Raw genomic sequence first — 23,584 nt, forward strand, 5'->3', positions numbered from 1 at the left:
AGCATAATAAATTTTATAGCCTAATAAATTATTTATCGGCGGCGCCAAGGACGCTGTCCAAGCTCTCCAATACGTGTTTGGAAGTCGATTGCTGCTGCAATTCGCTGAGTTTGTCATGGGCTAGCTGACGACGGGGCTCTACCAAAGTATACCAACGGGCTAATACTTGTAATAGTCTAGAAGCCATTACTGGGTTAGCATCATCGAGCTTTTTGATCACGCCAATATAGATATCTAAGCCTTCAGCGCTCCATAACACTGCCGGCTGGGCGGTAAAAGCACTGACCACAGAGCGTATACGGTTCGGGGTATTCCAGTCAAAGTCAGCATGCGCCAACAAAGTGTTGATGGTATCAGTGCTCACATGACTACTAGAGGCTTGGACACTAAACCAAAGATCTATCACTAAATCATCGTCTACAAAACGCTGATAAAAATCGGCCAAATACTTATCGGCCGTGGCTAGCTGATGGTTGACCATAGCCTTTAACGCCCCTAAGCGCTCAGTCATACAGCTGGCATTATCATACTGCTGCTGCGCCCATTGCTCAGCCCCAGCTACTTGTGCGCTCAAAGCCATATCAAGCACTACATTACGTAATGCTCGTGCGCCTAAGTCTGCTGGCTTGTCTGAATAAGGTTGCAGAGGTAATTGCTCATATAATAGCGCCCACTGATCTTTTAGCGAATCAGCTACCTGACGATATAATTCTTCACGTTGCTGCTTGACCACTACTGGATCATAGTCAGCATTAATAGCTGCTGCTAGCTCTTGCGCTGAAGGTATATCGAGTAAACGCGCAGCCAGCATCGCATCAGTCGCCGCTAGTACTGGTAAAGTTTTTGCTAAAGCCTGCAAATAAACTTCTGGGCTACTCTTGGCATTACTGCCTTGTAATAAGATACGGTTAACTAGCATTTGCGTTACTTGCCAGCGATTGAAGCCATTGGTCTCATGCGTCAATAAAAACGCCAAGTCTTCATCTTGATAGTCATAGTTAAGCTGTACTGGCGCACTGAAATCACGTAGTAACGAAACTACCGGTTCGCTGCTAATATTATCGAAGCTAAAGGTTTGCTGTGCTTGATCAAGCAGTAACATACGCTCACTGACGATCTCTCCTGTTACTCTGTCGAACAAAGCGGTCGCCACCGGAATAGGCAATGGCTTGGGTGCTGCAAAGCCTGGTACCTGACGAGTCTGCTGGCTCAAGCTAATAGTCAGCGTTTGCGTCTGGCTATCATAATGCTGATGCCCTGACAACATCGGTGTCCCAGGCTGACAATACCAATCGATAAAGTCTTCAACTTTGCTATCGGTAATACTAAGTGCCGATAGGAAGTCTTCAACCGTTACTGCTTGTCCATCATAACGACGGAAGTACTCGTCAGTGCCTTTACGAAAGTTCTCAGGCCCTAAAGTATTGGCCAACATACGGACGATTTCAGCGCCTTTTTCATAGACCGTAGTAGTATAAAAGTTATTGATCTCAACGAAGCTTTCAGGACGTACTGGATGCGCTAATGGCCCAGCATCCTCAGCGAATTGGTGCGCACGTAGAGTGGCCACATCATCGATACGTTGTACTGCACTGGACTGTTGATCCGCTGAAAAAGATTGATCACGAAATACGGTAAAGCCTTCTTTTAGGCACAATTGGAACCAATCACGGCAAGTTATGCGGTTACCCGTCCAGTTATGAAAATATTCATGGGCAATAACCGCTTTTACGTTGAAACTGCGGGCATCAGTAGTAGTCTCAGGGCTGGATAATACACAAGCCGTATTAAAGATATTTAAACCCTTATTCTCCATAGCCCCCATGTTGAACTGGCTGACCGCAACGATCATATAGCGGTCTAAGTCGTAGGCGCGGCCATAATTGACTTCGTCCCAGACCATCGAGTCTTTTAGAGCTTGCATGCCGACATGACACTTATCAATGTCACTGGCTTTGGCAAATAGCTCAAGCGTAACCTCACGACCTTCGCTAGTCGTATGCTGGTCAGTTAGCACGGCCAAGTCAGCAAAGACGCAAGCGAACAAGTAGCTTGGCTTATTAGTGGGATCATGCCAGATTGCATAGTGACGATCAGGGGCGCCAGCCACCTCACCTTGCTCAACCAAGTTACCATTGCCTAGTAAGGTGGGATAACGCTTATCCGCCTCAAGACGAGTGGTAAATATCGCTAGCACATCAGGGCGATCAGGATAAAAAGTAATCTTGCGAAAGCCCTCAGGCTCACACTGCGTGACAAACATAGTTTCGCTACCACTACCGGCTATATACAAGCCTTCAAGCGCCGTATTAGTCTGTGGGCTGAGGCGTACTTGCAACTCTAGTGTCAACTGCTCTGGTGCATCGGTTATGATCAGTTGACCATGCTGCTGCTGATACTGCCCTTCATCGAGCGCTTGACCGTTAACCTTAATGGCTAATAGCTCAATGTCTTCACCGAATAATATTAAGTCTCCTGCTGTCTGACGTGTCATTACTAACTTACTATCAACAGTAGCGTGATCAGCAAATATCTTGATATCTAAATCAACAGTTTCAACGGCAAAAATCGGTGGCTGATAGTCTTTTAGATTAATTTTATGACTACTTTCATTAGGCTCATGCGCTGGAATATCAGGCATTTCAATGTTAATAATGTTAGCATCGTTCTCAGCAGTAGACATGGTGTTTCCTATTTAAGTTAATATAATTATAAGGTGTTAATGGCGTTCACAAAATCAATAATACGCTGCTATATCCATACAGTTTTTAGATAAGGTCTGGCTGTTACAAGGACTAAAATGGTAAAGTTATACCCTAGCTTTACTAGAGCTTTATAATGGCCTTTTTATAATACTGTTTTTATAATGACAATCTTTTTATAATAATACAGTCTTTATAATAATAGTCTTATTGCTTAATTGGTTTAAACATTCTCATTTCAAGCGCACTGATATAAACTTTCATTACTACTCAATAACTAGGCTGTGATTTATCCTGCTAAAAGAGGATAGTTATAAAAATGACGCTGGTAAAAAATAATAATTATGAACAATGACACGATAAATAGCATTAGTGATAAACAAAGTTTTTTCAAAGACTTATCATCATAGAACATGAAAAACTATTAACATAAAATTTTATGCCTTGCTGTATTAGCACTTCGAGTTTAGCAGGCAGAACGGTATCCTATTATTAGCTTGTAAACTTAAAAAAATGGTCTGCCCTTATGACAAATCGCTCTATGCAAACTACTGTTACGCTGCCGCTATTAAAAACTTATGTCAACGCTCTATCGGCTACCTTAGCGGCTGAGGCTGCTGCACCAATAGCTAACGATAGCAATACTAGCACTAACGCTGAGCTATTATGGATAGTGGAAGATCAAGCCGCTTTGGGGCAGCTAGAGTCTAAGTCATTATTTGAGACTGATGCTAATACTAAACCCAGTAAGCAGCAACAGCCATCAGTAGAATACAGCGCAACCACCTTACCAATGCTGGCTAAACAAAATATGCTCGGCCGTTATCAATTGGCTTGTTTTTGGCTACCTAACTTGACAGCAGAGTTGCTACCAGCTTATATTCCACTATTAATGCGCTACCGAGATCTGTATGCTGCTCATGTGATTATTGCCGTGCAGCAGAGTATTAATCTACGTGCTTATGGCTTTATTCCCTTTGATATCGTTGCTGATGTAGTTACAGATACGGCTGTAGTTACTGATAGGCAAATATCGTCTTCTGACATCGTCCTCTGGCAATTCAATCTCTATAACTATAAACGCTTACCCAATTGGTTGAACAGTGACTATTGGGCCAATCCTGAAAACTGGGATAAACATCGCTGGTAATAAATAAGCTACTAGAGCGTTGCGAAGCATTTTATTAACCATTTTGCTAAAAACTATCTATAATCAACAGCGCAGAATAAAGCTCTAGTACCATACTATTATTCTACTATTATCAATAGTGCTAACAGTAGCTATAACTGTCTTGCCTTAGCCTACAAATATCACATCCCATATCTAAGCTATTAATAGTAGACTTTGCTGACATTTACAGTAATACTATTTACATAACGTAACATCGACTCTACTATGAGCAGCGATTGTATAGGTTTTATTATAAACTGTTTTTAACAATAACAAATTCAATTGAGAATTTAGGAGCTAAGCATGTCAAGTTATTCTATCCAAACTGGTACTACTAATAATCGTTTTGCTAAAATTGCTGCTCTAGCAGTATTATCAACAGCCGTAGTATTGACTACTGGTTGTGCGACTAAACGTGCCACTTCAGAAGTTGTGATTGCGCCTTTAGGTATTCCAGGTGGACAAGTAGGCTATAACAACGGTGCCTTAGTTAATAACTCAGACGCCGTCATCAGTGCTGCTAGTAATCTACAAGCTGTAGTTTATTTCGGTTTTGATAGCAGTGAGATTACTCCTCAAGCTGCTGCCATCTTAAATCAACACGCCAACTTACTAAGTTCAAACCCATCGGCTAGCGTTCTTATCGCTGGTAACACTGATGAGCGTGGCAGCCGTGAGTATAACATCGCATTGGGTGAGCGCCGTGCACAATCAGCAAGTGCTTATTTAGCTAGTCAAGGGGTATCTGCTAACAATATCCGAGTGATCAGCTATGGCGAAGAACGTCCTGCCGCTGCTGGTAACACTGAAGAAGCCTACGCCTTAAATCGTCGTGCTGAGCTGTCTTATTAATAATTGCTAGTCAATCAATCATTGATAAAATTGATAAAAGTGCAGCAATAAAAATCTAGTAATAAAAGTCCAGTAAGATAATTACTGGGCTTTTTTTAATACTGGCTCATTGAAGAGCGACCCAAAGCATTTAACAATATGTAGTTATAAAGGGGTCAACACTCCTTATCTACTTACCCTTTACTGATAGACGTTAACCATGCTAACCCTTGAAGCCATCACTCTAGATAATATTCGCTATGAGCCACTAGCGGCTACGAGCTGGTGCGCTACAGCTACTATCAGTACTGCTTTAATGGCACCCGTTATACTGTGGCCGCAGTTGCGCAGTCACCTCCCCAGCCAGCTAGCACCCTATCCAGACCCCTGCTCTGACTGCCCAAATACTAGGGATATACCCTTATTATACTGGAACAAGGTCAGCCAACAGCAGCCATTGTCTATCCTTGCAGTTGCTCATCATAAGCGCCAACAGCAGCGTAAAGGCGTACGTCTTTTATTAAAAGACTTACTTAAAAAGCTAAATATTACCGACCATTTAGATGACTCAGCATTCCCTTATCGTCTTAGTAATAGCGGCTATTATGTTTGCTTTAGTCACTCCGATGATCATACTCAACGTTTTTCAAAGCAGGTGAATAGCAGTCCACGCTTTGAGTATAAGTTACAAAGCAAAGTTGCCGTAGCTATCAGCTTGCGCTGTGCAATCGGTATCGATATCGAAACCCAACTTGTTGCTTGGCCGACTGTCCAGCGTTATTATCACGCTAATGAGCTGCTAATACTAGCCACTCTGCCCCAGTCAAAACGCGATATCACCGCCAAATATCTATGGCAGCTAAAAGAAAGTATGATAAAAATCAACAATGCCAAATTGGCTCAAGGATTGGGGGTAGACTACAGTGCTATTATCCCAGTTCTAAAAAGCAAGCTTAGTGCTACAGGCTTTGCTAGTCATCCTATAAAAAGTAATTTAACAGCTACTCATTCAACTTCAATCATCAATGAGATAGAGGTAGGGAAAACTAGCTATCAGCTAGCCATACTAGCAGAACAACAGACTTTGGTTGTTTTTTAGAGTTTATTATTCTCACACTGCTAACTGTTTCACTACTGATGGGCATTGCTATAATAAAAAATTGTATTTATAGAACAAAAAAAACGACCCGAAGGTCGTTTTTTTATTACTTTGCTATTTATAGAAGAATAACCTTTTCTATAAATTAGAAGCGGTAAGTTGCGCCTAGTTTAACGATTGGTAACCACTCGATAAAGTTTTTATCTTCTAGTTCAGCTTGAGCTTTTTGAGCAACAGTAGCTGAAGTTTCACCTGTTGGTGCGTTGTTTTCATCTCTGATAGAACCATTAACACCACCAACTGAACGAACTTCTGCATCAGTTTTACCTAAGTATGCAGCACCGATTTCACCAAACACACCGAAGTTATTAGTGATGTTAGGACGGAAACCTAGAGTAGCATAAGGTGCTAGTTTGTTGCGATGATCGATAGAACCTTTCAATACGCCTACATCGTCTGCTTTGTATTGAACGCCATCAATTTTGTAAACGCCGCCATTAGGGTTAGAAGTAACTTCGATATCGTTGTCAGGAACGATGATACCAGCACCCATAGTGAACCAGTTACCAGCAGGACGTAGTTGGACGCCCATATACGGGTTGCTGAAGTCTGAATCAACATCGTAGTTTACGTCGTTAGCATCAAAGTCGCCGCCGAATAGATCAGCAACATCGCCACCTGCCCAACCAGCTTGTAATTCAACTTTATCATTTAAGCTAAAGCCAACGTTAGCACCATAACCTAAAGTACCCACTTCAGCACTGATAGAAGCTGGATGAGTTAGAGTATTAAAGATAGTTTTAGTACCGCCAACTACCGCGCCAGTAGTGTTACGAATAACACCAGCATCTTGGTAAGCATAAGCAGGTGCAGCTGTAGTGTAAACAACTGGTGCTACTTCACTGTCAACAACAATGATAGGTGCAGCTAGAGCAGCACTTGATGCCAAAACAGCTGCAGTAATAGCAGTATATTTAATAAGTTTCACGGTTATTCTCCTAAAGTATGAAATAGCTAACCCAAAAAAAACGATTATTTTCTTTCTTTTTAAACAATCATTTTGTTGAGCAGATTAAAACAATTTTGATGCAAAAAGTCACCCCTAAAGACGCACTTTTTATTTATCATTATGTAAAGATTGCGTATAAATTGTAATCATTACTACGCAAATCTATGAATACAGGGTTTATAGTTACAATACGGTCATAAAGACGATATATAAGTAACCCTATCCTGTATACAGCGAACTATTATTAGGGCTGCCCTATAATAATTCAATAGCGATTAGTAAATTTTTAATTTTCAGCTGCTTAGTTAAGCACCAATAATTGCTCATTGTGACTCATTTGTAACTAAGGTCTGAATAACAGCGCATAGAATATAGTATTTACATATCATCAAATGTTGTGATTTGTTAATTAACACAAAAAATGTTACAAATGATTTCTATCGACTCTATGTAAGCATTATAGCTTGATAAATATTGAATTTGAGTCAAGCTTTGTAAACTAGTACCTAATAATAGTTATAGATTCAAATTATTTTTTAATTTTAAGTTATAGCGTGTTGAACTATTCAGCAATAGACACCGCTATGGTCGAAGGTTAGACATGGCATAACGGATACAGTCATTGGTGCTATCAGTAGCAACTTACTAGCCAATTGAAACTAGCATTAACGTACGTATTGCGCACTTAGTGCATTGAGGCCTAGCCACTCACTCAAAGGATGCGTAGTTGCAGTATAAGGGTTATCCAGATGCTCCTCGATATAGCTACGCCCTTCAGCAGTTAAGCACTCTGCTAGTGAGCGCGACCACTGGGGACTTTTATCTTTATCAATAAGCAGGGCCCTTACCCCTTCTCTAAAGTCAGGGTTAGCAGCACAATGCACCGCTACATTTAGCTCAAGATACAATATTTGCTCTAAAGATAGCAGTTTGACTTTATGGTACAAGGTATAGGCCAAGGCCGCTGTAACTGGACAACCCTGTCTATAAGTCTGTACCGCTCGCTGTACCCAGCTATCATTAGCAAAGTTGCTATCGAACTGTGCCAAAGCTTGATCGTCCTGTAGCAGAGCATCAATAGCGGCTAAACCCCCGCTATTCATCAGTCGCTGTATTGATGACCAGTGCATAGCCAATTTGCTTGCTGCTAATTCAACTGTCGGCTGTTTAGCCAGTGCCTCGCTAACAATATTATGCGCAGTTAGCAGGTAACCCGAGTCAAACATCGCTTGCCAATCACTAGCTAATAGCTGCTGCAACACCGCATCATAATCACTACTAGCAACCCCATACTCAGCAAGATTGCTTAGCAAAGCATCATTGCCATTACACTGCGCGCCAGTCAACCCTAAGAACAGACCGGTTTTGGCCGGCATGTGTTGTAAAAACCAACTGCCAGAGGCATCAGGGAATAAACCAATAGTCATCTCTGGCATGGCAAAACGTGTGCGTTCAGTGACTATTCGATGACTACAAGAGGCCATCAATCCCATACCACCACCCATGATAATACCGTCACCCCAAAGAATTATCGGTTTAGGATAAAAGTGCATTTGCCGATAGAGACGATACTCGTTACTAAAGAATTCAGTCGCATAAGGGTTGGGGAACGGTGGGCTATCAGACATACTGTCATAGAGCTTACGGATATCACCACCAGCACAAAAAGCCTTGTCGCCAGCCCCCTTTAATAGGATAGCTACTAGTTGCGACTTGGACTGCCACTGCTCTAACTGCTGTGACAATAAATGGCACATCTCTACACTTAGAGCATTTAGTGACTTAGGGCTGTTCAAAGTCATAATACCAATCAAGTGGCCGCTAGCTGTGGTTTCAGTAGCGAAAAGCACTGCTGCGTTAGGATCACTGTTGCCACTGAGGTCAGTATTGCTATCAAAATGATATTTGGAATCGTTTGCTGCGCTCATAATAGCTGCCTATCGGTTGTAGAATAAAGTAATCCGTTAAAACTTATAGCCAAAGCCTACTGAAAATAAATAGCTCAGCAAAATTGGCTTAATAATTGGCTTAACAAAGGTAGCTTAATAAAAATGCTCAATAAAGGTGCTTAAGGCCATCATCTTGAAGCAGTTGCCGTGAGATAATCACGCGCATAATCTCATTAGTCCCTTCTAGTATTTGATGCACGCGCAAATCGCGCACATGACGCTCAAGAGGATAATCATTGAGATAACCGTAGCCGCCGTGTAGCTGTAGAGCTTGGTTAGCCACTTCAAAGCTTAAATCTGTTGATAAGCGTTTTGCCATTGCACAATACACTGACGCTTGTGGGTGATTTTCATCGACCTTACTGGCAGCTAGATAGAGCATGTGCCGCGCGGTAATAGTTTGAGTTAGCATATCTGCAAGCTTAAACTGTACCGATTGCAGGCTAGCGATAGGTTTACCGAACTGGCTACGCTCTTTAACATAGCTAGTCGCCGTTTCCAGCGCTGCTTGAGCAGTACCAACTGCGCAAATACCAATATTGATACGTCCGCCATCCAAGCCTTTCATAGCCATCATAAAGCCTTGACCTTCTTCACCAAGACGATTAGCTACCGGCACTTTGACATTATTAAAGCTGATGCTTCTAGTTGGCTGAGCTTTCCAGCCCATCTTATGCTCACTTTTACCATATTCAATGCCGGGACTCTGCGCATCGACAACTAAGGCCGACACCCCTTTTGCACCCGTAGTACCAGTGCGGGCCATTACTACTAAAACGTCAGTAGCCCCCGCCCCTGATATAAAGGCTTTTTCTCCATTTAGGATATAGTAATCGCCTTGTCTGTCAGCTTTAGTACGTAACGAGACAGCATCAGAACCCGCCTCTGCTTCGGTTAGACAATAGCTACCTAACCATTCGCCACTAATCATATTAGGTAGATACTGCTGGCAAAGCGCCGGGCTACCATACTCACCGATCATCCAACTCACCATATTGTGGATGCTTAAATAGGCCGCAACTGAGGTATCACCCCAAGCCAGCTCTTCAAACACCATAGCAGAATCCAAGCGTGGTAAACCTAAACCGCCATAATCAGGGTTGGTATATAAGCTTAAGAATCCCAGCTCACCGGTTTTTTTGATGACCTCTACTGGAAAGTAGCCTTCACGATCCCAAGTAGCCGCATGCGGTTTTAGCTCTTTTAAGGCGAACTGTTGGGCGGTTTGTTTAAAAGCGATCTGATCGGCTGTCAAAGAAAAATTCATTAGTTGATCCTCAAGCGTATAAGAGCATAGGGAAAAGTCGTTTTAGCTTAATAAAAAGCTCATAAACAGTTATGAGCTTTTTATCAACCTAGTTGCTTATGTGTTTACCATGAGCTGGTTTAGCTCTAGGCCTATTTAGCATTTAGCTGTTGAGTATATTGTTCGCGCATAACCTTTTTATCATGTTTACCGACTGAAGTTTTTGGCAAGTCAGCGACGAACTGGAACTCGCTAGGTATACCATATTTAGGAATGATACCTTTGCTAACGGCTTGCTCAGCGATGGCCTTGATATCATCTGCTTTAGTCTCTTGGCAATTAGGCTTGAGCACGATCAAGGCGACTGGACGCTCGCCCCACTGCTTATCCGCCACCCCAATTACAGCGACATCAGCAACTGAAGGATGTAGCGATAAAATAGTCTCAATCTCAAGCGATGATATCCACTCGCCGCCAGACTTTATGACATCCTTTAAACGATCGGTAATTTTGATATAACCATCAGGGCGCACATAAGCGATATCTTGAGTGTGCATATAACCGTTTTGCCACAGCTCACTGCCAGCGTCTTGATTTTTAAAATAGCTTTGAGTCAGCCAAGGTGCCCGTAATACTAGCTCGCCAGTATGATCTTTGCCAGTACCTACCGACTCGCCCTTTTCATTCCAAATTTGTGCGTCGACCATCAGTACTGGTTTACCGGACATACAACGGCGGCTGATATCCTCTTCCTCAGTCATCGCTGGCTCATCAATACTAAACTCAGTCAAACTAATCAGCGGCGCTGTCTCTGACATGCCATAGCCGGTGTAGACCTCGATATCTTGCGCTAAGGCAGCTTTAGCTACACCTTCAGTCAATCTCGAACCGCCGATAATCATCTTCAGACCATTAAAGCTTACGTTACGATCCTGCGCTTCTTTGAGTACCATTTGCAGTATCGTGGGTACGCAATGGGTAATGCTGACCTTTTCATTAATGATTAAATCCAACAGTGTATCTGGCGCATAACGCCCTGGGTAAACTTGCTTAAGACCAGCCATAGTAGCGGTAAACGGAAAACCCCAAGCATGCACGTGGAACATCGGCGTCATCGGCATATAGACATCGCCATAACTGACCCCTTGTTTATTCGGTAACATGCCTAATGAGGCCGCTTCTGCCATAGTGTGCAGTACCAGTTGACGGTGACTAAAGAACACCCCTTTTGGGTTGCCCGTCGTTCCTGAGGTATAAAAGGTAGTAGCAATAGTATTTTCATCGAAGTCGGCAAACTCAAAGCTGTCATCAGCAGCAGCCAGTAGCGCTTCGTATTCACCAGTCACTCGGTTTTGATTGTTACCGAATACACCTTCAACAGTTATGCCATTATCATCCAGCCAGATAATATGCTCGATACTAGAGTTCTCAAATTGATAGTCTTTTACTAAAGCGGCAAATTCAGAATTGAGCATCAATACTTTTGGTTTGGCATGATTAATAGTATAGAGCACCTTATCAGGCGACAGGCGTACGTTGACCGTTTGTAGAATATATTGCGACATCGGTACCGCAAAGTAGGATTCTAAATAACGATGGCTATCCCAGTCCATCACCGCTACTACATCACCAGCCGCCAGATTCAAATCAGCTAGTACGTTAGCCAAGCGATTAATACGAGTGAAAAACTCTGCATAAGTAAAACGCATTTTGTCGGCATAAACAATTTCTTGCTCTTGAGATACAGTCTTAGCGCGGTTTAATAGCTGTTTTATGAGGAGCGGGAACTCGTAGGCGCAGGGCGCACTATTGTAAATACTGGACATGGACTTAACTTCCTTTTTTTAATTATAAATGGATATATTGATAGTAAGAAACAATAGCGCTGATGTAAAGTGAGCGGGCGTAAACACAGTCAATTCCAGCGTTTGTTTTTCGTAGTGTACTATTGTTGAAGGTTATGATAAGAAAGCTCTTATCTAGCGCTACAATAAAGCACCTTAACACCCTAAAAACAGCTTTTTGCGCTATAACAGTAGCTACTATGCTGACTGTGATTTAGCCAAACGCTTAGTTTTAATCATGCCAAAGCTGGCAACTAATAACGCCAACACTTGCACTAATAGCAATAGCCAAACCGTCAGTGACCAGTCTCCTCGTGCATAAGCCAATCCGCATAGCCAAGCACCCATAGTACCGCCTGCATAGTAGGCCATGTAATAAATACCCGATGCCAAAGAGCGTCCGGTTTTGACATTGACTGCAATGTAACTGATGGTTGCGGCCTGCGTTATGAATACTCCTGAGGACATAATAGCCAGTCCTACAACGATAGCCCATAACGGTGTCAATAAAGTCATCAGCACCCCAAGTATGGAGATCATTACCGCTACTCGCACTGTACGTGCTGAGCCAAATCGACTTAATAAAGTCGTCGATAATGGGGTAATTACCACCCCAATTAAATACACCGCAAAGATATTAGCCAACTGACCGGTGCTCAAACTGTAGGGGCTATTGGCAAGGTGCAAGTTGATAAAAGTAAAGCAGCCTACCAAAGAGAACAATACACAAAATCCTAGCAAACAAGCGGTCACCACATAGCGATTAGTCAAATGATCGCCCAAAGTCTGCAATGCTGAGCGAAAGTTAGGATTAGCGACAAAGCGCCGTGATGAAGGCAAGGATCTACCTACCCAAAGCGCGCCAATCAGCGTCATAACCGCCATCACGTAATAGCCATGGCGCCACCCAATGAATTCATGTAAATGGCCTAATAAAAAGCGCCCCATAAATCCGCCCAACACCGACCCTGATACGTAGAATGACATGAGCTTGGTAAGGTCTGATCCTTCGAACTCTTCACCAATATAAGCAATAGTAACGACTGTAATACCCGGTACGGATAGCCCCTGCATAAATCGCCACGATCCCATCCAGCCAATACTAGGACTTTGAGCAATTAGGGCAGTGGGAATCGCTAGGAACAATAAGGCCCCAACGATAAAAGACTTGCGCCCTACTGCATCAGATAGCATCCCCAAAAATGGCGACATAATAGCAATCGCCATTACCGTAGCGCCCACGATCATACCGGCTTGTACTTCAGTCGCTGAAAAATCCACCATCAATACCGGCAATACTGCTTGAATGGAATAGACTTGCAAAAAAGCAAACATCCCTATCATACCAATGGTGATCTTCAACATCAGTGAAGGCGAATTGGTAGGCTGTAACAGAGGAGACTTTTGCATATAACTTGTAGAATTATTCACGATGATACTGACTATGTTAGACGCCTGTTGTTTAGGCATAGGTGATAGAAATAAGGCGGTAATAGATATCGATGACTACTTGTACATTTTTATGATGGTAGCACAATCGTAGCTAAAATCAGGATTCAATGTGTTATGAATATATTCCTGTAAAACTATAAAACAGTACTTGTAAAAGTACCGAGCAAAACAGCCTATAAAAATATAGCACAAGCGACGTTAGATGTCGTGTTAAAAAAACTGGGCTATTGTCTTTTGTTAAGTAACTTCTTAAACTTAAGTTCTACAGGTATCCTACGAACAGTAATGGATTATTTATAGTTTGATGCCTACTCAATAAAAATAAAGTCAACATTTGAGTGCACAACCTCAAGTGTCAGCACTAACGCTTTATGCAAGGAGCCATTATGAGCAAACCCTCCAATCCTTATACTGATAATAGTTTTGCCTCCTCTGATCTCAAGACCATCCTGCATTCTAAACGGGCCAATATTTATTATCTGTCGCATTGTCGGGTGATGCAGAAAGTGATTTAGCAAATTAGTCCTAAAAAGAAAAACTACGTATCTTAATCAAATATTACCGACTGAAACATAAAATCATTTAGGAGGATTGTTATAAGCTATAAGTAGATTTGACAGTAGCTAGATACAAGCGCATAGCAGGAAATAGCTACCAACAAAACCGTTTTCACTAGTTTTGTGGCTATGAATAGTAGGGCAAAAAGCTATGACTGCCCTAAATACACTTAGAAAATAATAGGGCACACAAAAAAAGACGACCGATAATACTCAGTCGTCTTTTTATTTATAGTAAGCTTAGGATCAATAACTGCCCTCTACTTTTCAGGTAAGGAGCAAGGCTAGCCTTTACTCACAGCTGGCTTTACCAGTACGATGATTAATGGCACCATTAGCCTTTAATAACTTTTGCATCTCTACATGACCACGTCCACAAGCATAAGAGTAAGCGCTTTGGTTATAGGAGCCTAGTTTGGTATCTTTTGTAGTGGCTACTAGGTTAGGGTTAGCGCCTTTGGATAATAAATACTTCACCGTCTCTAAGCGGTTATTACTGGCAGATACCATGATCAAGGTTTCCCCATCACTCTCTTGAGTTTGGTCATTAAGATCTACTGGCGCTTTAGCGTTGAGCCATTCGTATACTTTTTTTACTACATTAGTGTTTTTGCCTAATGCCGCAGATTTTAGTACATTGTAGACATCGCCTTTATCAGTGGCATAGAGACTAGCGCCTTGGCTGACTAGATAATCCACCATGTCCTCATAGCCGATGAATGCTGCCCACCCTAAAGCCGTTTGGCCCAGATTGCCAGTGTCTTTAACTTCTAAATTTTGGCCATTGCTTACCATATATTTAACCGTAGCTAAATCGCCTTTTTTGACCGCATCAAACCAAGTAGCATCTGCGCCTTTAGAAGGCTCAGAATAATAATTACGATAAGATAGCTTGTCTTTATTAACAATATCAAAGTTTTCAGCATCGCTAAAACGATAGCCTACTTGCGGTATTGGCGCTGTTTTGGCAACGGCTACCGTGGCATTGCTGTTAGCGCTAGTGACAGGACTAATATTTGAGCAGCCAGCTAATAACATGGCGCCCATGACAGCAGAAACACTGAGTTTGTAAACGATATTCATAATATAGCCTCAAAAGTTCAATTAAATAGTAATAAAAAATTCGCTAATATAAAAGTCAGCTGTTGATCATTATCAAATTTTACAGCTGTATAGAGGTAGATTGTAAAGCATAACTATATAATGCCGCCACAAAACGCTGTATAGCGATTGTTACTCTTATTCTCATTAGTAGGCAATCACGAGTATCATTCAACACTGCTATCTTCTCATTCAATAAGGAATAATAACAATGTCAGATAAAATTTACGACTTAGGTGCTGGGTTTTGGAATATACAAGGCTCGTTTCGTTTAGGCGGCATAATCAATATCGGCACTCAATGCTCACTAATACGCTTGCCCTCAGGAAGCTTTGTTTTTTTGGACAGTTATACCCTAACCGATGACGCGCGCAGTCAAGTCATGGCATTGACTGACGATGGTCAAAAGGTAGAAGCGGTATTAAATGTGCATCCTTTTCATACCGTGCACTGTGCCCAAATGGCCGAAGACTTCCCACAAGCCACCTTTTATGGCAGTGAGCGTCATCACAAACAAGTGCCCACAGTGCAATGGAGCGATGATTTAGTCGAGAGCAAAGCCGTTGCCATGCGCTATCCTGAGCTTGAATTCTCTGTGCCCAAAGGTATCTACTATATCTCGCCCAATGAGAAGGTTCATGCAGGCTCGCTATTGGTATATCATCCTGCCAGCCAAAGCTTACATGTCGATGATACTTTTATGAGTCCGCCCTCAAAGTTACTCAAAGCGGTTTTACCTGAGTTGCTGCTACATCCTACTACCAAAAAAGCGCTTAAAAACGATGCGGATGCGGGTCAACAATATTGCGATTGGGCGACTCAATTAGCGCATCAGTGGCGTGATACTCGGCATTTTTGTGCTGCGCATTCAAGTATGGTTAACTTCGAAATTGGTGGCTTTGAACAAGCTCTATTAACGGCCATCGACAAAGCTCGTCCTAAACTTGAACAAGCTTAAATAGGTGACTTTAAATCAGCCTTATTTAGGGTAAGTGATGATGGCTAGTAATCATGGCGATTGAGAGCTTAGCGACGCTTAACATGATGCATAACGATGCATTGTTATCAGATAAGTCATTATAGAAGTTATTAAAGATAGAGGCCGCTGAAAAGCTGGCCTTTTTTATTAGCGCGGGCTTGGCTCCTCACCATTAATCATCATTTTTCAGTAATAATTTGCAAAAGGTGATAAGTTCTGTTAAAAAATAGCCCTACTTATTAATAATAGCTAATCATATGATTTAGCTAATATTGATAAAACGGATGAATAATCCTCGGTAGCAACAGGTATAACGGCTAGCTCTATATGAGCTACTTTGCTTATGCCCCTTTAACTATTAAAAGGATTTAACTATGCAAGTTGGTTTTTTAACGGTTTCTATTTTAGCAGTGGCTGCTCTAAGCCTCACTGCCTGCAACAACAGCTCTCCAATTTTAAAAGGTGCAGCCCCTTCTACTAGCTCGGTAAAGGCCGCCTCGGCTCATAAAAATAACAAAGACTCTGCTCATCCAAGCTGGTCTTATGCTGGTCACACGGGTCCTGAATATTGGGGCGATATTAAAGATGCCAGCACTTGCTCAATTGGTCAGCAGCAGTCCCCTCTTGATATCACTAAAGTTACCGCAACCAAGACTGAGACTCCTACAATCAATTATCTGCAAACGGCCAATCTGATCATTAATGATACTGGTCATACTGTGGTATATACTCCGACTACTCAAGATAATACTATTACCCTTGATAACGAACGCTATGAGCTAAAGCAGTTCCATTATCATACGCCAAGTGAGCATCAATTCGGTGGGCAAAATTACCCAGCTGAGATACACTTTGTCCATGCCAATAGCGCTGGCAACTTAGCCGTAGTTGGGGTGATGTTAAAGCAAGGGTCAGCTAATAGCACTTTAGCAGCGCTATTGACCGGCTCTCAATTCAGTGCCGCTAATAAAGTCGACTTTGCCGCTCATAACGTTGATTTATCAGCATTGATTCCAGCCATGCCCACGTTTTATCATTACGATGGCTCACTGACTACCCCGCCATGTTCAGAACAAGTCCAATGGTATGTCACTAAGCAACCGCTTGAGCTTGCCGGCGATCAGCTTGCCATCATGACTGATTTGTATGAAGGTAATAACCGACCTGTACAGCCACAAGGCAGCCGTATTGTAGAGCAGATCAGCCAGTAATTGCCGACCTGTAGTTATAGACTTAATTAAAAACGAGCATAAAAAAACGACTTTCACAGTCGTTTTTTTGCTTATGGCCTAAGCGGGCTAATAGCTAAATGCGTGGGCTATAGATAATATGATAATTATCAAACAGCTGCTGAACACCAACCATTAGCTAGCTTAAAAGCTCAGCTAGCTGCGCCTCATTATTAATAATGTCAGCTAAAGTATAGCGCTCTAGTACTGCAATGAACGCAGTCAACGCCTCAAAAAACACCGATTTTAGTTGGCATACTGGACTGATGACACAGCCAAGCTTAGATATAGCGGGTGAGGCGGTAGCATCGATAAGGGTCAGCGCAGAATTGGGTTGCCCTTTACCTGTTTCATCGTTAGTGGCAGGCACGACAAAACACTCCACTAAAGCAAAATCTGCTTCGATTTGCTTAATCAACACTCCTAAATTAATATCTTTTGGCGCACGGGCTAAACGAATGCCCCCATTCTTACCCCGCACACTGTCTATGTAGCCGAGCTGACCGAGCTGATGAATGATCTTAGTGAGATGGCTTTTAGAGATATTATAGCTGTCTGCAATATCGCTGATATTGGCTAGCTTATGCGGTTCTGGTTTGACCGCCAAATAAATCAACGAGCGCAGCGCATAGTCACTGTAATTGGTTAGTCGCATCGAGTGACTTCCTTATTAGGTAGTAATCTTTTATTAAGCATTTTTTATGAAATAAGTTTTATTAAGGAGCTGATTATTAAATACAAGTTAATCAACCAAATAATCCATCTGGACGTGGACGCGCCAGCAGCGGTAAGTAACTAAAGCAAAATAGTACAAAACAGCCAATCCAAGCCCCTTGAGCGAGCATAATCCATAACCCATAATGACTCATATCGACTAGCGGCAATAGCACTCGGCTGACAAACGCTAATATCATCAGGCCAAACATAAATTTGACGCTGTTGGGCGGCTTATGAATACTACGTCCAGTGTGTCCTAGTGACACTCTAGCCATCATAGAAACAGTCATCATTCCAACTCCTGCAATCGCTAGGCCATGCACAGCGATACTATGATTAAAGCCAAACCAAGGCTGTAAAGCGTATAATAAGAAACTCAAACACATCCCTAAAAATGCGCTAAACAATGACCATAATAAAGGCTTTTGCCAAATACCACGATGGTACCAGCCTACTAAGCGCACGATATTGACTACGGCGACCCCTAGGGCAGTAATAGTCAGTAAATACTTATTGGGATAAAATAAGTCGCCAATAAAAAAGGCTAAGAAAAATAATAAACTGGCAATATCTTGCACTTTACTATTACGTACTTTGATAGTTTCTGTACTATCGATACTAAGCCCACGCTCGATAAAGAAGGGCACTACTCGCCTGCCAATAGTCAGCACTAAACCGATGATCAGATAAAACCCTAAGTATATCCCCAGCTTAGTAGTTGCCATATCAGCGCTGATAATACCCCAATAGCACAAGCCATTGCCTAAAGTTAGTAGCAACAACTTAGCCAAAATACCCATCTGCTTATACTGCTTAACTTGCATGACGGCTCGAAAGATAACCAAAGCCATCGATCCTATAAATAACATATCGAACCCTGCCGCTACGTAGAGCAGCCCTGCGCCATGCTCAGCCCCTAGATTTAAACCAAAGTCGATACCTAAGCCAAAGGCTAACCAGCTTAAACGTGCCAGCGCCCAACAGCTAAAGATAGCCAGCAGTTTATAGCCATGCGGCATCATTACCCCAGTCCAAGTCTTCACTGCGGTCAATAAAAACCCAGCCACTACTGCTAGAGCATAGCCATATATCATCTCATGGCCATGCCAATATAACGGATTTAGGGTTTGCGCATCAATAGCAGTGAGCCCAGTAGATACTAATGCCCATAATAGCATCGTAATAATGGCAAATATTGCTGCAGCACTAAAGAATATACGGAAGCTTAAATTAAGAATAGGATGCACAGACTTTGGCGGATGGCTAGGTAACTTGATGGATTGCATGGCAGTCTTCTTACGATAGATTTTAGCTCGATGCTAGCTTAGCGATAGCTCAATGTTAGCTTAATACTATAAACACTAGCTTAAATATATATTTTAAATGAATGTTATAGATTATACAATAAGCGCGCGTAAGGGTTTAAACAGCGATGACTTAAATACTTACCGCTCAGCTAGTAAACTAGTAAAGTCTTATGACTTAAATATGCCACACCGCAACTATTAGCGCCACTACTACTATCGCTGTGACATACTTCCTAACTGTAAAATAATCAGGGCTAATAATCTGCGCTTGATAGAGACCGTAATCCACCATAAGCAAACTAATAAAGGCAAAGATAAGTAACCCCATAAAACCAACAGCTGATAATGTCAAAAATCCAAGCCATAATATAAGCGCAACAACATTGCTAACTATAGGCAGTCTGACCGCCCAGCGGTTATCATCAGTTAAGCTTAAATGATTACCCCACTGTGCGCCTGCCATAAAAGTGGCAATCACTAAGCCATAAACGGCTAAGATATGCTCAGTCTTGCCAAACACTGGTACCGCATCTACTCCCATAATCAATAGGATAGCAGCCGCTATAAACGGAATAGTACCGGCAAAGGTCAAATAAGGGCTAGGTTTTTTCATAAGCTAGTTTCTTTTTATTGATATAGTCAGTTCATGGTAAAACGATACAGCGAGATTGAGATCAGTTTTTTTCAGCCTCTATCGACATAGGCATAGCAAGCCAAAAAACTCATCCAGTCTCGCCTAATAAAGTGAGGTATCTATTATATTCGGTATCGACTATAGCGTATTTTATTAATGCTGCCCTTTACTACCTCGGCTTTGGGTTGCTGAGGTTATGGTAAACCTTAGATAACTATTTTAAATAATTATCTTATCCATCAAGTCCATTTATCAATGAATTCATTTCTAGGGTCATGCTGCTGGCTTTGTTTTTTTAGATTGAACTGTCTACAACCTCTAGGGTCTGCCCCTACTCCAGCCAAATATTGCCAATTACCCCAGTTACTGCCGACATCGTAATCAATTAGCTGCTGCTCAAAATAAGTGGCCCCATAGCGCCAATCGAGACCCAACTCATGAATAAAGCAGCTAGCTACTATTTGTCTACCACGATTAGACATATAGCCAGTATGGTTCAGCTGTTTCATACAAGCATTAACGATAGGATAAGCGGTTTGGCCATTTTGCCATTGTACTAAACGCTTATTATTAAAAGTCGTCGTCGGCTTATGCTGGGCAATCCCTTGCAACAAGAATAGATTTTTTTGATGGACCACAGCATACCAATAAAAGTACTCACGCCATAAGAGCTCAAACCATATCCAATAAGTTGAGCCATTAGCTATCACCTCACGCTCATACTGACGTAAACGATTGAGCAATACCTTAACCGACAACGAACCATTAGCGAGCCAAGCTGAAAACTTGGTAGAGTGCGTCCACTCATCTAGGGCATTACGAGTGGTCTTATAAGTGCTAGGGGCGTCAGAATCAAAGTAAGTATTTAGGTGAAGTATAGCGTTAGATTCGCCGCCTCTAAATTCAGCTGACGCTTGATGGTCAAAGATTTGAGTAACAGAGCTTTGCGGGTCAAAGAGCCACTGCTTATTGGTCGCTGTGCTAGTAATCATAGCCTCCGGTAGTGGGGGCAGCGCTGTTGGTGTCGGGCTAATAGCAATATCTTTTGCAGCAGTCAATAAATTATGCTGGTCTTCAACTTTTTTGCGGAACTGGGTAAAGCTTGGCGGCAAGTCTTCAGTAGGCATAACTGCAAACAAAGTAGTAGTTGCATGACTGTGCCATTTTATCTGCGCATATTTAGTCTGTAATGCCTGATAAGCTTGGTTCTGGGCGTAGTCAGCTGTTTGACTAATGCAAATATCAGTGACTTGTTGCGCTTCAATTAGCTGGCATAGCTGACTAAAACTATCTGACTCTGACTCTGACTCTAAGTTTAGATGACTATTTTTTAGATATAGCAATCTATTACCGAGGCGCTGTAACGTCTGATCTAGATCCGCCAAACTCTCAAGCAAAAACTGCTGGCGGGCCGCGCCCATATCATCAAAATAATAGGCTTGACTCCAGTTGTTTTGATTGCGCGTATTTAACAATCCTTGCGCATAAGCTAATATCAAGCGCCCATCAGTAGAGCTCGCTAACTGCGCAGCGCTTTGCAGAGTAGCATTGTCATTTAGGCGTAGATCATTATGAAATAATACTAAGACCACTTTTTGTCCTAAGCCGTCAGCAGCTAAAGTATTCAATAGGGTATCAACAGGCTGATTTAACATATTTTAAGTTCCCAAAGGCTCGAACGCTGTTAGTAAAACAGCTGATTTAAATTATAATATCTAAAAATCTAGCTAGCGCATAAAGCTTGTTAATCCTTCTATCGATTCTAGCCTTTATTGGCAGGATACTGTGTATAAACATTGACTATATTTACACTGACTGCTTAAATGGTCTACACCTAGGAGATTGCCATGACTGAAGTACACGCTGCCGTTCAAAAACGTAAAATCATCGATAAGTTTTTGATGAAACTTACCCAAGAAGAACCACAAATGTATTATGCCTCGACATCTGATATCGCCCGCAGTCTTTATACTATGATAAAAGAGCACACTAACCGCTTATCAGTAGAAGATCAGGCGCTCGTTAGACATATGACTATCGAGGAGATACAAGGTTTGTTAGGCTTCCATGCTAAGTAACGCTATAAGTAACGCTATGAGTGATAACATAGCAAATTCATAATAGAAGAGCGTTATTTATAATAAAGGGCTATGGACAAAGTTTGCAAAAAAAAGACTACCCAAAGGCAGTCTTTTTTATACTAAAAGTTTAATCAAAAGGTTTAGAACGGATAATCACGAGGTGTATGTTGCACCGAAATCCAATGCAAAGTAGTGAACTCTTCTAGTACCCACTCACCATTAAAACGGCCAATACCGGAGTTCTTTTCTCCGCCAAACGGCGCATTACTTTCATCATTAACAGTGATGTCATTGACATGAGTCATGCCCGCCTTGATACCACGAGCGAAGCGTAAGCCTTTTTCCATATCTTCAGTGAATACGGCGCTTGATAAGCCATACTCTGTATCGTTAGCGATGACTAAAGCATCCTGTTCATCTTTAGCACGAATAATTCCGACTAACGGACCAAAGATTTCATTGCAAGACAAGTCCATATCAGCAGTCACTTCAGTGAAAATATGTGGTGGCACCAATTGCCCTTTGATTTCCCCACCCATGATCATATTTGCACCCGACTCTTTAGCTTTGGCAATTTTATCTTTTAGCGACTCAAGCTGTTTTTTATTAATGATAGGACCAATCGCCGTATCTTGCTCATTAGGATCACCTACTTTTAGCGTCTTAACATGAGCATGAAAACGTGCTACAAAATCGTCATAAATGTCATCTTCAACGATAATGCGATTGATAGCGATACAGATTTGACCTTGGTGTAAGAACTTACCGAACACTGCCGCCTTCACAGCGTTGTCAATATTGGCATCTTTTAATACTACGAACGGATTATTACCGCCTAATTCTAGTGCTAACTTTTTAATGTAATTGCCGCTATTAGCCAACTCACCAATATGTTTCCCCACTGCCGTTGAACCAGTAAACGAGACTAAACTTGGCGTATCATGAGTAACAATGGCATCCCCAATCTCACTACCTGCGCCAACGATGACACTAAGCAGACCTTTAGGCAGACCCGCTTCTTCAAATATTTTGGCTAATAATAAACCACCAGTAACTGGGGTATCACTAGCAGGCTTGAGCACTACCGCATTACCAAGCGCTAAGGCTGGGGCAATAGAACGCTGAGTCAGATGGAAAGGGAAATTCCATGGGCTAATAACAGCGATTACTCCAATAGGCTCACGATAAATAAAATTCTCTTTACCTGGAATCTTTGAAGCGCGAATCTCGCCATGGACACGATTGGGATAACTAGCTGCTTCTACGGTAATCGCCCGAGCACTACTGAACTCTACCATCGCCTTAATACGTGTACTGCCCGACTCTTTTACTAGCCAATCGATAATCTCATCTTGACGTTGATCCAAAATATCGACCACTTTGTGCATTAAGCTTGCACGCTCGGCAGGCGTTACTTGTGCCCATTGCACTTGAGCAGTCGCTGCAGCTTTATAAGCTTGATCGAGCTGGTGTTTATTGGCTTGTTGAATTTCTACTAAAGTTTCACCATTGAACGGGTTAGTGTCAGTATTGACACCGTCATCCTTACCTTGCTGCCATTCACCAGCAATATACTGTAGCTGAAAATCGCTATAAAGGTCAGTGTTAGGCTTATTGTTTGACATAATGGTTCCTATTTTTATTCAAATTAAATTTATTAGGTAGATATTAATAGT

The 23,584-nt window shown here is 42.0% G+C and carries 18 protein-coding genes and 1 pseudogene; 7 read left to right on the plus strand and 12 right to left on the minus strand.

From position 1 onward, the window contains the following. Positions 1 to 28: 28 nt before the first annotated feature. Complete coding sequence (gene pepN / locus JMY09_RS02925; RefSeq protein ID WP_201622094.1) at positions 29 to 2,683, minus strand: aminopeptidase N; 2,655 nt, start codon at positions 2,681 to 2,683, stop codon at positions 29 to 31. Positions 2,684 to 3,228: 545 nt separating this feature from the next. Between pepN and JMY09_RS02930 the strand changes: the two genes are divergently transcribed. The 3 genes from JMY09_RS02930 (at position 3,229) to JMY09_RS02940 (ending at position 5,803) form a co-directional block, all read left to right on the plus strand. Then, on the plus strand, positions 3,229 to 3,852 hold the full coding sequence (locus tag JMY09_RS02930) for a DUF6231 family protein (protein WP_201622095.1): 624 nt from the start codon (positions 3,229 to 3,231) through the stop codon (positions 3,850 to 3,852). Positions 3,853 to 4,176: 324 nt separating this feature from the next. Continuing rightward, entirely contained in the window at positions 4,177 to 4,725 is a 549-nt protein-coding gene (gene pal / locus JMY09_RS02935) for a peptidoglycan-associated lipoprotein Pal (protein WP_201622096.1), read from the plus strand. A gap of 199 nt (positions 4,726 to 4,924) precedes the next feature. Then, on the plus strand, positions 4,925 to 5,803 hold the full coding sequence (locus JMY09_RS02940) for a 4'-phosphopantetheinyl transferase family protein (RefSeq protein WP_201622097.1): 879 nt from the start codon (positions 4,925 to 4,927) through the stop codon (positions 5,801 to 5,803). Positions 5,804 to 5,948: 145 nt separating this feature from the next. On the opposite strand, the gene JMY09_RS02945 is transcribed toward JMY09_RS02940, so the two are convergent. From JMY09_RS02945 to JMY09_RS02965, 5 genes are all read right to left on the minus strand, one after another. Continuing rightward, positions 5,949 to 6,791: a hypothetical protein gene (locus JMY09_RS02945; protein ID WP_201622098.1), complete on the minus strand. Its 843-nt coding sequence runs from the start codon at positions 6,789 to 6,791 to the stop codon at positions 5,949 to 5,951. Positions 6,792 to 7,477: 686 nt separating this feature from the next. Next, the gene (locus JMY09_RS02950) at positions 7,478 to 8,740 is read right to left on the minus strand and encodes an enoyl-CoA hydratase/isomerase family protein (protein ID WP_201622099.1); all 1,263 of its coding nucleotides are present in this window, start codon (positions 8,738 to 8,740) and stop codon (positions 7,478 to 7,480) included. Positions 8,741 to 8,867: 127 nt separating this feature from the next. Further along, a complete protein-coding gene (locus JMY09_RS02955) occupies positions 8,868 to 10,028 on the minus strand; it encodes an acyl-CoA dehydrogenase family protein (protein WP_201622100.1) in 1,161 nt (386 codons plus the stop codon). 131 nt (positions 10,029 to 10,159) lie between these two features. Next, on the minus strand, positions 10,160 to 11,833 hold the full coding sequence (locus tag JMY09_RS02960) for a fatty acid--CoA ligase (RefSeq protein WP_201622101.1): 1,674 nt from the start codon (positions 11,831 to 11,833) through the stop codon (positions 10,160 to 10,162). A gap of 216 nt (positions 11,834 to 12,049) precedes the next feature. After that, a complete protein-coding gene (locus JMY09_RS02965; protein ID WP_201622102.1) occupies positions 12,050 to 13,261 on the minus strand; it encodes an MFS transporter in 1,212 nt (403 codons plus the stop codon). Positions 13,262 to 13,689: 428 nt separating this feature from the next. Here JMY09_RS02965 and JMY09_RS02970 point away from each other — a divergent pair. Next, a pseudogene (locus JMY09_RS02970) lies at positions 13,690 to 13,809 on the plus strand (type I-F CRISPR-associated endonuclease Cas1f); the annotation flags it as partial. Positions 13,810 to 14,151: 342 nt separating this feature from the next. Here JMY09_RS02970 and JMY09_RS02975 read toward each other — a convergent pair. Continuing rightward, complete coding sequence (locus JMY09_RS02975) at positions 14,152 to 14,943, minus strand: ankyrin repeat domain-containing protein (protein ID WP_201622103.1); 792 nt, start codon at positions 14,941 to 14,943, stop codon at positions 14,152 to 14,154. 229 nt (positions 14,944 to 15,172) lie between these two features. Here JMY09_RS02975 and JMY09_RS02980 point away from each other — a divergent pair, with 229 nt between their 5' ends. Then, positions 15,173 to 15,919: a hypothetical protein gene (locus JMY09_RS02980; RefSeq protein WP_201622104.1), complete on the plus strand. Its 747-nt coding sequence runs from the start codon at positions 15,173 to 15,175 to the stop codon at positions 15,917 to 15,919. A 395-nt stretch (positions 15,920 to 16,314) separates the two neighbouring features. Further along, positions 16,315 to 17,151 (plus strand): carbonic anhydrase, encoded by an 837-nt coding sequence (locus tag JMY09_RS02985; RefSeq protein ID WP_201622105.1) that lies wholly within the window; start codon positions 16,315 to 16,317, stop codon positions 17,149 to 17,151. A 157-nt stretch (positions 17,152 to 17,308) separates the two neighbouring features. Here the strand turns inward: JMY09_RS02985 and JMY09_RS02990 are convergent, their stop codons facing one another. The 4 genes from JMY09_RS02990 to JMY09_RS03005 form a co-directional block, all read right to left on the minus strand. Next, complete coding sequence (locus tag JMY09_RS02990) at positions 17,309 to 17,824, minus strand: Rrf2 family transcriptional regulator (protein ID WP_201622106.1); 516 nt, start codon at positions 17,822 to 17,824, stop codon at positions 17,309 to 17,311. 91 nt (positions 17,825 to 17,915) lie between these two features. After that, entirely contained in the window at positions 17,916 to 19,172 is a 1,257-nt protein-coding gene (locus JMY09_RS02995) for an NnrS family protein (protein ID WP_201622107.1), read from the minus strand. A 196-nt stretch (positions 19,173 to 19,368) separates the two neighbouring features. Further along, a complete protein-coding gene (locus tag JMY09_RS03000; protein WP_201622108.1) occupies positions 19,369 to 19,806 on the minus strand; it encodes a DUF3429 domain-containing protein in 438 nt (145 codons plus the stop codon). Between the two features lie 260 nt (positions 19,807 to 20,066). Next, a complete protein-coding gene (locus JMY09_RS03005; protein ID WP_201622109.1) occupies positions 20,067 to 21,482 on the minus strand; it encodes a DASH family cryptochrome in 1,416 nt (471 codons plus the stop codon). A 192-nt stretch (positions 21,483 to 21,674) separates the two neighbouring features. Between JMY09_RS03005 and JMY09_RS03010 the strand changes: the two genes are divergently transcribed. Next, positions 21,675 to 21,905: a hypothetical protein gene (locus JMY09_RS03010; protein ID WP_201622110.1), complete on the plus strand. Its 231-nt coding sequence runs from the start codon at positions 21,675 to 21,677 to the stop codon at positions 21,903 to 21,905. Positions 21,906 to 22,048: 143 nt separating this feature from the next. On the opposite strand, the gene JMY09_RS03015 is transcribed toward JMY09_RS03010, so the two are convergent. Then, positions 22,049 to 23,533 carry an aldehyde dehydrogenase family protein gene (locus JMY09_RS03015; RefSeq protein ID WP_201622111.1) on the minus strand — a complete coding sequence of 495 codons (1,485 nt, stop codon included), beginning with the start codon at positions 23,531 to 23,533 and terminating at the stop codon, positions 22,049 to 22,051. Positions 23,534 to 23,584: the final 51 nt, after the last annotated feature.

This window comes from Psychrobacter urativorans, assembly GCF_904846695.1.
In the GTDB taxonomy this organism is placed as follows: domain Bacteria; phylum Pseudomonadota; class Gammaproteobacteria; order Pseudomonadales; family Moraxellaceae; genus Psychrobacter; species Psychrobacter urativorans.